The following is a 13,622-nucleotide window of genomic DNA, read 5'->3' as shown; positions in this document are numbered from 1 at the left end:
ACCCGGAGGCGGCCATGCGAGAACTGCGACTCTACGAGATGGACGGCAACGAGCCGGCCGGGCGGTGGCGGATCGTCGATCGCACCGCGCTGCACGTGGCGCACGGCGATCTGTGGGTGACGATCGAGGGCCGGCCCGACGATCACTGGCTGCGCGCCGGCGAGACGCTGGCGTTGCTGCCGGGCATGCGCGTATGGATCAGCGCGGCGGCGGGCGGGGCGGTGTTCGCGTTCGGCCAGCAGGCGGCGCCGGCCGTCCGGGCTGCGCCAATTGCGTGGCAACGGTTCGCCGCATGGTGCGGCGGCCGTGGTCAGGCAGCCGCGTCGCTGCCGACGTAGCGCGCGCGGGGCCGGATCAGCTTGCCGTCTGCATATTGTTCGAGCGCGTGTGCGATCCAGCCGGCGGTGCGGCCGGCGGCGAACACCGTGAACGCGGCGCCGTCGGGTAGCGCAAGCGTGCGTTCCAGCACCGCCAGCGCGAAATCGATCGCCGGCCGCAGGCCGGTCGCCGCTTCGACGCGCGCGGCGAGGGCACGGGCCAGGCGTAGCGGCGTCCGGTCCGGCAGCGTCGCGTGCAATGCGTCGAGCAACGCGCGTGCGCGCGGGTCGCCGTCGGGATAGAGCGGGTGCGCGAAACCGGACAACACCGTGCGTGCGCCGTCCGCCCGTTCGTCATGCGCGACGCGCAGCGCGAGGTAGCGGTCAAGATCGGGCGCACGCGCCGCTTCGTCGAGCAGCGCGCCCGCGCGGAACGTCTCGCCGCCGTGGCGCGGGCCCGACAGCGCCGCGAGCCCGCCCGCGATCGCGCCGAACAGGTGGGTGCCGGTCGACGCGATGCAGCGCACCGCAAAGGTCGACGGGTTCAGTTCATGGTCGGCGCACAGCACGAGCGCGCGGCGCAGCAGGTCGGCTTCGTCGCGTCGTCGCAGCCGCCACGCGGCGGCGAGCTGCAGATGCACGGGCGCGTCGCCCGGCGCGATGCCGGCCAGCGCCGCCGTCGTCACGCGCAGCAGCAGCGTGGCCGCGTCGAACTGCGCGTCGCGCCCCTGCGCCCAGACGCGCGGCAACGAGGCGGCCGCGGCCGGCAGCAGCACGAGCGTGCGCTCGAGCGGCGCGACATGCGCCCAGCGGCGGGCCCAGTCGTCCCACTGCACGGCATCGAAACCGGTCGACGCGAGCGATGCCGCACCGAGCCGCGCGGGCGGACAATCCCACAGCAGTGCGGCGGTCTCCTCGAGCGTCGCGTCGTTCGCGAGCGCGATCGCATCGGCGCCGCGATAGTGCAGGCGCCCGCCGGCGATCTGCGTGATCCGCGATTCGAGCACGGGCACGCCCCAGTCGAGCGAGCGTTCGGCGACGCCGCCCGCGCGTTTCGCATCGGCGCGACGGCGCGCGAGCAGGCGCACTTCGTTGGCGTCGTAGCGGCGGCGCTTGCTCGCGCCGTCGGGCAGCGAACGTAGCAGGCCGCGGCTCACATACGCGTAAAGGGTGCTCACGCTGACGCCGAGAATGCCGGCGGCTTCCGGCGCGCTGAGGGACGTCATGCCGATCGCTCCTGTCGGGGCGCATGAAGTGCGGCCCGGCTACAACTATTCGTTATGCATTGATTCGCGCAATCAAGATTGATCGCGCCCGTCACGAATTCTAGACTCGAATCCGTCTCCTCAACGGCTCGCTTCCACATGACTCCCGAACTCGCATTGACCCGCTTGTGGCAACTCGCGCACGGCGAACCCGGTGCGCTTGCGCGCGCGGCCGTGGCGGGGCAGGACCCGCTGCTGCCGTCGACGTTTCACGTCGGCACGCTCGCCGCGGCGACGATCGCGGCAGCCGGGCTCGCGGCGGCGGAATGCCATCGGCTGCGCACGGGCATCGCACAGCGCGTCGACGTGTCGATGCGCGATGCGCTCGCCGCCTTCCGCAGCGAACGCTACCTGCGCGTCGATGGCGGCCTGCCGCCCGAGCCGCGCCATCCGGTCACGGGTTTCTACGCCACGCGCGACGGACGCTGGATCCAGCTGCATGCGAACTTTCCGCATCACCTGCACGGGATACTCGACGTGCTCGGATGCGGCCCGGCGCGTGACGACGTTGCCGCGGCGATCCGCACGTGGGACGGGGCGGCGCTCGACACCGCGCTGGCAGACGCCGGCCTGTGCGCCGCATTGATCAGAACTCCAGACGAGTGGGCGGCGCACGAGCAGGCACGCGCGCTGGCGTCGTTGCCTTTGTTCGAGATCGAGCGGATCGGCGACGCGCCGGTCGAGCCGATCGGCCGTGGCGAGCCCGACCAGCCGCTCACGGGTGTGCGCGTGCTCGATCTCACGCGCATCATCGCGGGCCCGGTTGCGGGCCGCACGCTGGCATCGCACGGTGCAGAAACGCTGCTCGTCAACGGTCCGCACCTGCCGAACATCGCATCGCTCGTGATCGACAACGGGCGCGGCAAGCGCTCGACATGGATCGACCTGCGCGAGGCGGCCGGCGTTGCCGCGCTGCGTGCGCTCGCACGCGATGCCGACGTGTTCCTGCAGGCCTATCGTCCCGGCGCGCTGGCGGCACGCGGGTTCTCGCCGCCGGCGCTGGCCGAGCTTCGGCCCGGCATCGTGTGCGTGTCGGTGTCCGCGTACGGGCACGCGGGGCCGTGGTCGATGCGGCGCGGATTCGACAGTCTCGTGCAGTCGGCGAGCGGTATCGCATGGCACGAGCAGCACGCCGCGCACGCGGACGGCCCGCGCCATCTACCGTGCCAGGCGCTCGATCATGCGACGGGTTATCTCGCGGCGTTCGGCGCGATGATCGCGCTCGCGCGCCGCGCAACGGAAGGGGGAAGCTGGCACGTGCGGGTCTCGCTCGCACAGACGGGGCGCTGGCTGCAATCGTTCGGCACGGTGCCGGACGGCCTGCATGCGCCGGACGTCACGTTCGACGACGTGCTCGACCGGATCGACCGGGCCGCGTCGCCGTTCGGCACGATCGATGCCGTGCGTCCGGCCGAACACCTGTCGGCGACGCCGCCGCGGTTCACGCTGCCGCCCGTGCCGCTCGGCACGGACGAGGCGCGCTGGCGATGAGCGCCGGCGGCGCTACGCGTGCTACTTGCGCAGTTCGACGACGAAGTCGTAGTAGTCGTTGCGGCAGTAGGTATCGGTTAGCTCGATCGCGCGCTGGTCGGCCGTGTAGCCGATCCGCGTGATCAGCAGCAGCGCGTCGTGCGGCGCGATGCCCATCTGTTGCGCGATCTCGTCGGTCGCATTGACTGCGCGGAAATGCTGCAGCGCGCGCACGATCGGCGTGCCGCGCGCTTCGAGATAGCTGTACAGCGAACCGCCGATCGCCTGCGGATCCGGAATCAGCGTGGCGGGGAAGGTCGAGTTCTCGACCGCCATCACGATGCCGTCGGCCAGACGCAGACGTTTCAGTCGTGTAACGGATGCGGCCGGCGACAGGCCGAGCTGGATGACTTCGTCGCGATTCGCCGGCTGAATCTCGCGTTCGAGCCACTGCGAGCTCGGCTTGAAGCCTCGGCGCTCGAGCATTTCGCTGAAGCTCGACAGCCGCGACAGCGGATCCTCGTAGCGTGGCTGGATGAAATTGCCGGCGCCCTGCGTGCGACGGATCAGGCCCTGCTCGACGAGCAGCGCGATCGCCTTGCGCGCGGTGATGCGCGACACGCCGAGCGCGTCGGACAGCACGCGTTCGGACGGCAGTGCCTCGCCGGCCGCCCAGCGATTGTCGTGAATCGCGTCGCCGAGCTTGCGGGCGAGCTGCAGGTAGAGCGGCGTATCGTTCTCTGGGTCGGGGCGCAGGTCCTGCCAGCGGTCGTCCGTGGGTGCCTTCATGGAATGGGTATCGATCAGATTGCCGGCCATTCTAAGTCATCATGCGGCGCCGTTATATCCGGTTTTTGCCGCGCAACAGGTGGACGCCGCACCGATTGACTACACTGATGCGTCGTATTCGATGCCACGGCCGCGGGTGCGCGGCCACCAATCCGCAGCGAGGAGCGCATGACAGACACGATTGCCACGGTCGTCCTGCCGGACGGCGAGACGATTCCGAAGCTCGGCATGGGCACTTGGGAAATGGGCGAGCGGGCCGGGCGTCGCGACGAGGAGATCGCCGCGTTGCGCGAGGGTATCGCGCTCGGGATGACGCTGGTCGACACCGCCGAGATGTACGGCGACGGCGCGACCGAGTCGCTCGTCGGCGAAGCGCTGACCGGGCTGCGCGACGACGTGTTTCTCGTCAGCAAGGTCTATCCGCATCATGCGAGCCGGCGTGGCGTCGTCGCCGCATGCGACGCTAGTCTCAAGCGATTGCGTACCGACCGTCTCGACCTGTACCTGCTGCACTGGCGCGGTTCGGTGCCGCTCGAGGAGACGGTCGAGGGATTCGAGGCGCTGAGGCGCGCGGGCAAGATTCGCCATTGGGGTGTCAGCAACTTCGATACGGCGGATATGGCGGAACTCGTCGACGACGCGGGCGGCGGCGCGTGCGCGACCAACCAGATCCTGTACAACATCGCGCGGCGCGGCCCGGAATTCGACCTGCTGCCATGGCTCGCCTCGCACCGGATGCCGGCGATGGCCTACAGCCCGGTCGATCACGGACGCCTGCCGAAGCGTTCGCCGCTCGACGAGATCGCGCGGCAACGCGGGGTGTCGGTGATGCGCGTCGCGCTTGCGTGGGTGCTCTCGCGGCCGGGTGTATTCGCGATTCCGAAGGCGTCGCGGATCGAACACGTCCGCGACAATCGCGCGGCGCTCGATCTCGTGTTGAGCGATGACGAGCGCGCGCAACTCGACGGTTACTTCCACCCGCCGCGCAGCAAGCGCGCGCTCGAAATGCTCTGACCGCACCGGTCAGGCGATGTCCCGGTCAGTGGCCATGGCCACCGGCCGAGCCGCCGTTGCCGCCGGCACCGCCATTGCCGTTGCCGTTGCCGACACCGTTGGCACCGCCATTGCCCGCGCCGCCGCTTCCGTTGCCATTACCGTTGCCGCCGCCGTTGCCGTGGCCACCGGTGCCGGAAGCGCTGCCGCCGCCGTTGCCGCTGCCACCGCCGTTACCGTGACCACCGTTGCCGCCGCCATTGCCGCCGCCGTTGCCGTTACCGTGGCCGCCGTTGCCGCCGCCGTTGCCGCCGCCGTTGCCGCCACCGTTGCCGCCGCCGTTGCCACCGCCGTTGCCACCGCCGTTGCCGCCACCGTTACCGTGGCCACCGTTGCCGTGACCGCCGTTGCCGCCACCGTTGCCACCGCCGTTGCCACCGCCGTTGCTGCCGCCGTTGCTGCCGCCGTTGCCACCTCCGTTGCCGCCGCCGTTGCCACCGCCGTTGCCGCCACCGTTACCGTGGCCACCGTTGCCGTGACCGCCGTTGCCGCCACCGTTGCCACCACCGTTGCCACCGCCATTGCCGCCACCGTTGCCGCCACCGTTGCCGTGACCGCCGTTGCCGCCGCCGTTGCCGCCACCGTTGCCGTGACCGCCGTTGCCGCCGCCATCGCCGCCACCGTTACCGTGACCGCCGTTGCCGCCGCCATCGCCGCCACCGTTACCGTGACCGCCGTTGCCGCCGCCATCGCCGCCACCGTTGCCGTGACCGCCATCACCACCACCATTGCCGCCGCCGTGGCCACCATGGCCACCCGAGGTACCGCCACCCGAAGTACCGCCACCCGAAGTACCGCCACCCGAAGTACCGCCACCGGAAGTACCGCCACCGGAAGTACCGCCACCGGAAGTACCGCCACCGGAAGTACCGCCACCGGAAGTACCGCCACCGGAAGTACCGCCACCGGAAGTACCGCCACCGGAAGTACCGCCACCGGAAGTACCGCCACCGGAAGTACCGCCACCGGAAGTACCGCCACCGGAAGTACCGCCACCGGAAGTACCGCCACCGGAAGTACCGCCACCCGAGGTACCGCCACCCGAAGTGCCACCACCCGAAGTACCGCCACCCGAAGTACCGCCACCCGAAGTACCGCCACCCGAGGTACCGCCACCCGAAGTACCGCCACCTTTACCGTCGTTGCCCGATGCCCCGCCGCTACGACCGGTTCCGCTCGTACCACCGGATGTCGCCCCGGTCGATCCACCGACGCCTGCGGGCCCGACAGCGCCGCTTCCACCGTTCGCGCCGTTACCCGGACTGCTACCGCCGGAGGTACTGCCGGCACCGCTTCCCACAGCGCCTCGGCCGGCATAGATGTGTAGCGCGCAAGCAGCGGAAGCGCAGGACGCCGTGTCCTCGGCGAGCATCATGACGGGGTCTGCGCTGGCAGTCGGGATGGACGCGACGTCGGGAATCGAGTCCTGAGCAATCGCGCAGGAACAGCAGCACGCAAACGCAGCTGCGGCCAGCAGGGTCGTGCGACGGCATCGTCCCGCCGTACGGGATGGTTGATTCGTTCTGCTCATTATTGATCTCCCCGATGCGCGCGATGCCTCGTCACGCGCGACCATCAACGTGTGATGCAGGGGACCAGCAACGATGCATTGTCGTATCGACGGCCGATGCGTGTCGGACCGGCGCCAGAGGCCAGCCGGAACACGAATCGGCACGCGGGCCCGCCGTGCGAATCCCTAACTGCGAGATTCGTGCCACCGGCCGGTCATGCCCGTGGCGCAAGGCGCGTACGAATCGCCCGTCAGCGCGTGATACGTCGTCGTGAGCTTTTTGTTTCCGAAATGAAACGTCTGACTACGTCTATCGCGCCGCCGTGTCGGCAGCGCGCGGCCAGCGATGGCAGAGGATCGACGCGATCCAGGCGACGAGAAACAGCGCGACGATGCCGTAACCGATCGTGCCGAAACGCGCGCCAAGTGCATCGAGCGCATCGCGTACGGGGCCCGTCAGCGACAGCTTGTCGGCGAGCAGGCCGGCGGCTTCGATCCCGCCCACCGCCAGCGCGACGGCCGCCGACAGCAGCGTGATGCTCGCGTTATAGAGCAGCTTGCGCCGCGGATCGTCCATCGCCCAGCCGTACGCATGGATCATCAGCACGTTGTCGGTCGAGTCGATCAGCGTCATGCCGGCGGCGAACAGCGCGGGAAACAGCATGACCGAATGGAGCGGCAGCGCGTGGCTCGCCTGCGCGGCCGCGATCGCGAGCAACGCGATTTCTGTTGCAGTATCGAAACCCAGGCCAAACAGCACGCCGACCGGATACATGTGCCAGCTTTTCGACACGAACCGGAACAGCGGACGCAGCAGCCGCGACACGAGGCGGCTCGCGCGATGCGTGTGCGCGGCGCCGTGAGCCGCGTCCGGCGCGCCGCGATAGCGCCGCCACACGTCGCGCAGGATCACCAGGTTCATGCACGCGAGCACGAGCAGGAAGGTGGCGGACACCGCCGTGCCGATCGTGCCGCCGATCTCGCGGAATGCGTCGAAGCGCTCGCGCAGCGCGAACGCGCTCAGCGCGATGCCGAGCGTCGCGGCGACCACGATCGTCGAGTGGCCGAGCGAGAAGAACAGGCCCACCGTCACCGGACGGTGGCCATCCTGCATCAGCTTGCGCGTCGCGACGTCGATCGCGGCGATGTGATCGGCGTCGACCGCATGACGCAGGCCGAGCCCGTACGCGATCGCCGCGGTGCCGAGCAGCAGCGGATGGTCGCGCAGCACCGCGAGCGCCCACAGCCAGACGGCGACGTTCGCGGCGATCAGGCCGGCATACAGCATCAGCAGGCGGCGCAGGGCAGGGGTGGACGGCATCGGAGTGGTTCCATCGGACGAATCGCAATGCATTGTGGCACGCGCAAAAATGGCCCGGGGTGCCGATCAAAAAGCGGCGTCGGTCACCCGCATCGCCGCGTTCGACGGACGAAAAAAAGCCCGTCCGGAACCGGACGGGCTTGCGGTCGGCGCGCAGCAGCGCGCGCGCGTCGCGCTTACTTCGCTTTCGCGTTGATCACGGCTTCCGACACGTTCGCCGGCGTTTCCGCGTAGTGCTTGAACTCCATCGTGTACGTCGCCCGACCTTGCGTGGCCGAGCGCAGCGACGTCGAATAGCCGAACATCTCGGCAAGCGGCACTTCGGCGCGCACCAGCTTGCCGCCGCCACCCGCGATGTCCTCCATCCCCTGCACGATGCCACGCCGGCTCGACAGGTCGCCCATCACGTTGCCCATGAAGTCCTCGGGCGTCTCGACCTCGACGGCCATCATCGGCTCGAGCAGGACCGGCTTCGCACGGCGCATCGCTTCCTTGAACGCCATCGAGCCGGCCATCCGGAACGCGTTTTCGTTCGAGTCGACGTCGTGGTACGAGCCGAACGTCAGGTGCACCTTGACGTCGACGACCGGGTAGCCCGCGAGCACGCCGCTCTTCAGCGTGTCGATGATGCCCTTGTCGACGGCCGGAATGAATTCGCGCGGAATCACGCCGCCCTTGATCTCATCGAGGAACTCGTAGCCCTTGCCGGGGTTCGGCTCCAGCGTGATCACCGCGTGCCCGTACTGGCCGCGCCCGCCCGACTGCTTGACGAACTTGCCTTCGACATCGGTCGCCGTCGTGCGCACCGTTTCGCGATACGCGACCTGCGGCTTGCCGACAGTCGCCTCCACGCCGAATTCGCGCTTCATCCGGTCGACCAGAATTTCGAGGTGGAGCTCGCCCATCCCCGAGATGATCGTCTGGCCGGATTCCTCGTCGGTCTGCACGCGGAACGACGGATCTTCCTGGGCGAGACGGTTCAGCGCCAGGCCCATCTTTTCCTGATCGGCCTTCGTCTTCGGCTCGACGGCCTGCGAGATCACCGGCTCCGGGAATTCCATCTTCTCGAGGATGATCGGCTTGGCCGGATCGCACAGCGTGTCGCCCGTCGTCGCTTCCTTCAGGCCGACCGCCGCCGCGATGTCGCCCGCGCGCACTTCCTTGATTTCCTTGCGCTCGTTCGCGTGCATCTGCAGGATCCGGCCGAGCCGCTCCTTCTTGTCCTTCGTCGCGTTCAGCACCGTGTCGCCCGATTCGACGACGCCCGAATACACGCGGAAGAAGATCAGCTGGCCGACGAACGGGTCGGTCATGATCTTGAACGCGAGCGACGAGAACGGCTCGTCGTCGCTCGGGTGGCGTTCCGCCGGCTTCTCCGGATCGGCGAAGTCGTGGCCGAGGATCGCGGGCACGTCGACCGGCGACGGCAGGTAGTCGATCACCGCGTCGAGCATCGCCTGCACGCCCTTGTTCTTGAATGCGCTGCCGCACAGCATCGGCACGATCTCGTTGGCGATCGTGCGCTGGCGCAACGCGGCCTTGATCTCGTCCTCGGTCAGCGATTCATGGTCGTGCAGATACTTCTCGAGCAGTTCCTCGCTCGCTTCGGCCGCGGCCTCGACCATCTTCTCGCGCCATTCGTGCGCGAGCTCGACGAGATTTGCCGGGATGTCCTCGTACGTGAACTTCACGCCCTGGCTTTCGTCGTCCCAGACGATCGCCTTCATCTTCACGAGATCGACGACGCCCTGGAAATGCTCTTCCGCGCCGATCGGAATCTGGATCGGCACGGCGACGCCCTTCAGGCGCTCGCCGATCTGCTTCTGCACGCGGAAGAAGTCCGCGCCGATGCGGTCCATCTTGTTGACGAACGCGATGCGCGGCACCTTGTACTTGTTTGCCTGACGCCACACCGTTTCGGACTGCGGCTGCACGCCGCCGACCGAGTCGTAGACCATGCACGCACCGTCGAGCACGCGCATCGAGCGCTCGACCTCGATCGTGAAGTCGACGTGCCCGGGGGTGTCGATGATGTTGATCCGGTGTTCCGGATAGTTGCCGGCCATGCCCTTCCAGAAGGCCGTGGTCGCCGCCGACGTGATCGTGATGCCGCGTTCCTGCTCCTGCTCCATCCAGTCCATCGTGGCCGCGCCGTCGTGCACTTCGCCGATCTTGTGGCTCACGCCGGTGTAAAACAGGATGCGCTCGGTCGTCGTGGTCTTGCCGGCATCGATGTGAGCGCTGATCCCGATATTGCGATAGCGCTCGATGGGGGTTTTGCGGGGCACGTGAACCTCCTGGTGGTTCGGATCGTAAGCGGGCCGGCTGCACCGGCCCGGGCTGGAACAAGCGAGATTTAAAGGATAGCGCTTGTCCGTGGCTTTTGCAGATACGGGCAACGATGGCCGAATCAAGGTTGTCGCTGCCGTCGGCTGGCAAAAAAAGAAGCCGGCGCCCCGCTGGAGAGAGCGGGCGGCCGGCTTCGGTCGACGTGCGGCGGCGCCGCGGCAATGGCTGTTACTGGGCCTTGGGCAGGCCTTCGAGTTTCATGCCCGGCTTGATGCCCTTCGCCGCGAACCAGCCCTTGCTCATTTCGAGCGCGTAGACGCCGTTGTTGCGCGGGCAGTGGTTGTCGGTGGTCTCGGCCTTCATTTCGTCGATGTCGGTGATCGTGCCGTCCGCGCGGATGAACGCGATCGACAGCGGAATCAGCGTGTTCTTCATCCAGAAGCAGTGCACGGCGTTCTCGTTGAACACGAACAGCATGCCTTCGTTCGGCGCGAGCTGCGACCGGTACATCAGCCCCTGTTCGCGGTCGGCGTCGTTCGCGGCGACGGCCGCGTCGATCACGTACATGCCGGCGCGCAGCTTCGCGCGCGGGAACTCGCTCGGCTGCTTGGCGCCGGGCGGCATCTGCGCGTGGGCGGTCTGCATGCCGAGTGCGAGGACGGCAAGCGCGGCGGGAAACACGGCGGCGCGCGCAAGGCGGCCGAGCGACGAGCGCAGGGAGAATCGCACAGCAGGGCTCCTATCGGGAAAACGAGACCCGCATGGTACGCGAAGCGCGCCGGCGGGCACAAAAAAGAAAAAGGCAGATCGCCTTGCGGTGATCTGCCTTTCAACGCCGTAAGAACGGCAAGACTGCGTGTTCTTGACTGCGTTATTACAGCTTGCTTACTTAGTTCGAAGCAGCTGCCGGTGCTTCGGCTTCGCTAGCTGCCTTCTTTGCTGCGTGGTGCTTCTTTGCGTGGTGCTTCTTGGCAGCCTTGTGCTTTGCCGGTGCCGAAGCAGCTGCCGGAGCAGCAGCCGAAGCAGCTTCCGGAGCCGAAGCTTGTGCGAAAGCAGCCGTTGCGAAGAGGCCAGCGACCAGAGCGGCGATCAGTTTGTTCATGTTGTGTTCCTCAGCTTTAGTTAATTAACCAAATGACCCGGCAATAGGAGTCATGTCGTCTAACGGTGCCATCCACCTTTCGGTTGACAGACGCTTCGAGAAATTTCTCATTGCGCTGCGGGCGCCGAATCGTATTCGATAAAAACGTCGCTTTCGTGACGCAAACACGGGTTCGGCTGCCAATGCCGGATAGCTAAGGTTGGCATCTGCGTGGTTTAACGCGCGATCTTCGCAGGCGGTTGACGAAAAAGACGACGAAAAATTCGCGCGTCCGGAATGCGTCATTCGGTGCGTGCGAAACCGTCCCACGGCGCGCGCGGCGGCAGTGCGATTGTTTCGCCGGGTGCAATGCCGAGCGCGAATATGTCGAGCGCGCCGATGCCGACGCGCACGAGACGCAACGTCGGGAAGCCGATCGCGGCAGTCATCCGCCGCACCTGCCGATTCTTGCCCTCGGTGATCGCGAGTTCGATCCACGTGGTCGGAATCGCGGCGCGATAGCGGATCGGCGGATCGCGCGGCCACAGCGCATCGGGCGGTTCGATGAATTCGGCGCGGCACGGGCGCGTCACGTAGTCGCCGAGATCGACGCCGCGCGCGAGCGCCTTCAGGTCGGCCGGGCCGGGCGCGCCGTCGACCTGCGCCCAGTAGCGCTTGACGAGCTTGTGACGCGGCTCGGCGATGCGCGCTTGCAGCGCACCGTCGTCGGTGAGCAGCAGCAGGCCCTCGCTGTCCGCGTCGAGCCGGCCGGCCGGGTAGACGCCGGGTGTTTTTACCCAGTCGCCGAGCGACGGCCGCGTCTCGTGCGCGGAAAACTGGCAAATCGTGCCGAACGGCTTGTTGAGGGCGATCAGGGTCATGGCGGGCGCCCGCCCGGCATGCCCGCGGGGAAGCGGGACGGGGCGGTCTATGGCAAATGGCGGAATCTTAATGCATAATACGGAACGGCAAGTCCTCTGTCTTATATAAGACATAAGGGAAGACTTGATACGCAGCGTCGCGCTTCGTGCCGCCGGCCCCGGTTGGGGCGCTAGAATAGCGCTCGCTGTTGCCGTCACGAGGGTGGCAGGGCCACCTCGCCGCGCGCGCAGTTTCGACCAGCATCACCTGCTCAGCCACGTCACTGGAGTCGATCATGCCGTATCAGCACATCAAGGTTCCGGAGGGCGGTGACAAGATCACCGTCAACAAGGACTTCTCGCTCAACGTTTCCGATCAGCCGATCATTCCCTATATCGAAGGCGACGGCACGGGCTTCGATATCACGCCGGTGATGATCAAGGTCGTCGACGCGGCGGTCGCGCATGCGTACAAGGGCAAGCGCAAGATCCACTGGATGGAGATCTTCGCTGGCGAGAAGGCGACGAAAGTGTACGGTCCGGACGTGTGGCTGCCGGACGAAACGCTGCAGGTGCTGAAGGAATACGTGGTGTCGATCAAGGGGCCGCTCACGACCCCGGTCGGCGGCGGCATCCGTTCGCTGAACGTCGCGCTGCGCCAGGAGCTCGACCTCTACGTGTGCCTGCGCCCGGTCCAGTATTTCAAGGGCGTGCCGTCGCCGGTGCGCGAGCCGCAGAAGATCGACATGGTCATCTTCCGCGAGAACTCGGAAGACATCTACGCGGGCATCGAATGGGCCGCGGGCTCCGAGCAGGCGAAGAAGGTCATCAAGTTCCTGCAGGAAGAAATGGGCGTGAAGAAGATCCGCTTCCCGGAAACCTCGGGGATCGGCGTCAAGCCCGTGTCGACGGAAGGTACCGAGCGTCTCGTGCGCAAGGCGATCCAGTATGCGATCGACAACGATCGCAAGTCGGTCACGCTGGTGCACAAGGGCAACATCATGAAGTTCACGGAAGGCCTGTTCCGTGACGCCGGCTATGCGCTCGCGCAGAAGGAGTTCGGCGGCGAGCTGATCGACGGCGGCCCGTGGATGCGCGTGAAGAATCCGAAGACGGGCAACGAGATCGTCATCAAGGATTCGATCGCCGACGCATTCCTGCAGCAGATCCTGCTGCGTCCGGCCGAGTACGACGTGATCGCGACGCTGAACCTGAACGGCGACTACATCTCCGACGCGCTGGCCGCGCAGGTCGGCGGCATCGGGATCGCGCCAGGCGCGAACCTGTCGGATTCGGTCGCGATGTTCGAGGCGACCCACGGCACGGCACCGAAGTACGCGGGCAAGGATTACGTGAACCCCGGTTCCGAGATCCTGTCGGCGGAAATGATGTTGCGCCACCTCGGCTGGACGGAAGCGGCCGACACGATCATCGCCGCGATGGAGAAGTCGATCCTGCAGAAGCGCGTCACGTACGACTTCGCGCGCCTGATGGAAGGCGCGACGCAGGTGTCGTGCTCCGGCTTCGGCGAAGTGCTGATCGAGAACATGTAAGTCCCGTTCCGGGGCAGGCCGGCGAACCGCCGGCGGCCCCGGCGCCTACTGCCGGCGCCGGGGCATTTCATGAACGGCAGGTTTGTTGGCAGGGCAGCCCGGCATGCGGGCCGC

13 protein-coding genes are annotated in these 13,622 nt (G+C 67.3%); 5 read left to right on the top strand and 8 right to left on the bottom strand.

Annotation, left to right across the window (positions count from 1 at the left end; all coding sequences use genetic code 11):
- Positions 1–14: 14 nt before the first annotated feature.
- Positions 15–338: a DUF2917 domain-containing protein gene (locus tag WS51_RS23135; RefSeq protein ID WP_059506496.1), complete on the top strand. Its 324-nt coding sequence runs from the start codon at positions 15–17 to the stop codon at positions 336–338.
- On the opposite strand, the gene WS51_RS23130 is transcribed toward WS51_RS23135, so the two are convergent.
- Positions 311–1,543 (bottom strand): citrate/2-methylcitrate synthase, encoded by a 1,233-nt coding sequence (locus tag WS51_RS23130; protein WP_059506498.1) that lies wholly within the window; start codon positions 1,541–1,543, stop codon positions 311–313. The genes WS51_RS23135 and WS51_RS23130 overlap by 28 nt on opposite strands.
- Before the next feature lie 138 nt (positions 1,544–1,681).
- Here WS51_RS23130 and WS51_RS23125 point away from each other — a divergent pair, with 138 nt between their 5' ends.
- The gene (locus WS51_RS23125; RefSeq protein ID WP_069229821.1) at positions 1,682–3,073 is read left to right on the top strand and encodes a CoA transferase; all 1,392 of its coding nucleotides are present in this window, start codon (positions 1,682–1,684) and stop codon (positions 3,071–3,073) included.
- 21 nt (positions 3,074–3,094) lie between these two features.
- Here the strand turns inward: WS51_RS23125 and WS51_RS23120 are convergent, their stop codons facing one another.
- The gene (locus WS51_RS23120; RefSeq protein ID WP_059450135.1) at positions 3,095–3,841 is read right to left on the bottom strand and encodes a GntR family transcriptional regulator; all 747 of its coding nucleotides are present in this window, start codon (positions 3,839–3,841) and stop codon (positions 3,095–3,097) included.
- A 168-nt stretch (positions 3,842–4,009) separates the two neighbouring features.
- Here WS51_RS23120 and WS51_RS23115 point away from each other — a divergent pair, with 168 nt between their 5' ends.
- Positions 4,010–4,855 carry an aldo/keto reductase gene (locus WS51_RS23115; protein ID WP_059798906.1) on the top strand — a complete coding sequence of 282 codons (846 nt, stop codon included), beginning with the start codon at positions 4,010–4,012 and terminating at the stop codon, positions 4,853–4,855.
- A gap of 25 nt (positions 4,856–4,880) precedes the next feature.
- On the opposite strand, the gene WS51_RS32915 is transcribed toward WS51_RS23115, so the two are convergent.
- Together WS51_RS32915 and WS51_RS23105 are read right to left on the bottom strand one after the other, a co-directional pair.
- Positions 4,881–6,425, bottom strand: a complete 1,545-nt coding sequence (locus WS51_RS32915) for a hypothetical protein (RefSeq protein WP_081333599.1) — start codon at positions 6,423–6,425, stop codon at positions 4,881–4,883.
- Between the two features lie 289 nt (positions 6,426–6,714).
- Positions 6,715–7,725 carry a HoxN/HupN/NixA family nickel/cobalt transporter gene (locus WS51_RS23105; RefSeq protein ID WP_069229819.1) on the bottom strand — a complete coding sequence of 337 codons (1,011 nt, stop codon included), beginning with the start codon at positions 7,723–7,725 and terminating at the stop codon, positions 6,715–6,717.
- Between WS51_RS23105 and WS51_RS32630 the strand changes: the two genes are divergently transcribed.
- Positions 7,715–7,921, top strand: coding sequence for a hypothetical protein (locus WS51_RS32630; RefSeq protein ID WP_167357977.1), 207 nt, complete (start codon positions 7,715–7,717; stop codon positions 7,919–7,921). The genes WS51_RS23105 and WS51_RS32630 overlap by 11 nt on opposite strands.
- On the opposite strand, the gene fusA is transcribed toward WS51_RS32630, so the two are convergent.
- The 4 genes from fusA to WS51_RS23090 all read right to left on the bottom strand — a co-directional run bounded on the left by fusA (position 7,902) and on the right by WS51_RS23090 (position 11,976).
- Entirely contained in the window at positions 7,902–10,013 is a 2,112-nt protein-coding gene (gene fusA / locus WS51_RS23100; protein ID WP_059508155.1) for an elongation factor G, read from the bottom strand. The two genes, WS51_RS32630 and fusA, sit on opposite strands and share 20 nt — an antisense overlap.
- A gap of 229 nt (positions 10,014–10,242) precedes the next feature.
- A complete protein-coding gene (locus WS51_RS23095; protein ID WP_059465624.1) occupies positions 10,243–10,743 on the bottom strand; it encodes a DUF192 domain-containing protein in 501 nt (166 codons plus the stop codon).
- Between the two features lie 160 nt (positions 10,744–10,903).
- Positions 10,904–11,116 (bottom strand): hypothetical protein, encoded by a 213-nt coding sequence (locus tag WS51_RS31410; RefSeq protein ID WP_006398520.1) that lies wholly within the window; start codon positions 11,114–11,116, stop codon positions 10,904–10,906.
- 281 nt (positions 11,117–11,397) lie between these two features.
- A complete protein-coding gene (locus WS51_RS23090; RefSeq protein WP_069229818.1) occupies positions 11,398–11,976 on the bottom strand; it encodes a pseudouridine synthase in 579 nt (192 codons plus the stop codon).
- Positions 11,977–12,251: 275 nt separating this feature from the next.
- Between WS51_RS23090 and icd the strand changes: the two genes are divergently transcribed.
- The gene (gene icd, locus WS51_RS23080; protein WP_044845581.1) at positions 12,252–13,508 is read left to right on the top strand and encodes an NADP-dependent isocitrate dehydrogenase; all 1,257 of its coding nucleotides are present in this window, start codon (positions 12,252–12,254) and stop codon (positions 13,506–13,508) included.
- Positions 13,509–13,622: the final 114 nt, after the last annotated feature.

The organism is Burkholderia territorii (assembly GCF_001718335.1).
In the GTDB taxonomy this organism is placed as follows: domain Bacteria; phylum Pseudomonadota; class Gammaproteobacteria; order Burkholderiales; family Burkholderiaceae; genus Burkholderia; species Burkholderia territorii.
This window is presented reverse-complemented; position numbering and strand designations above follow the sequence as displayed.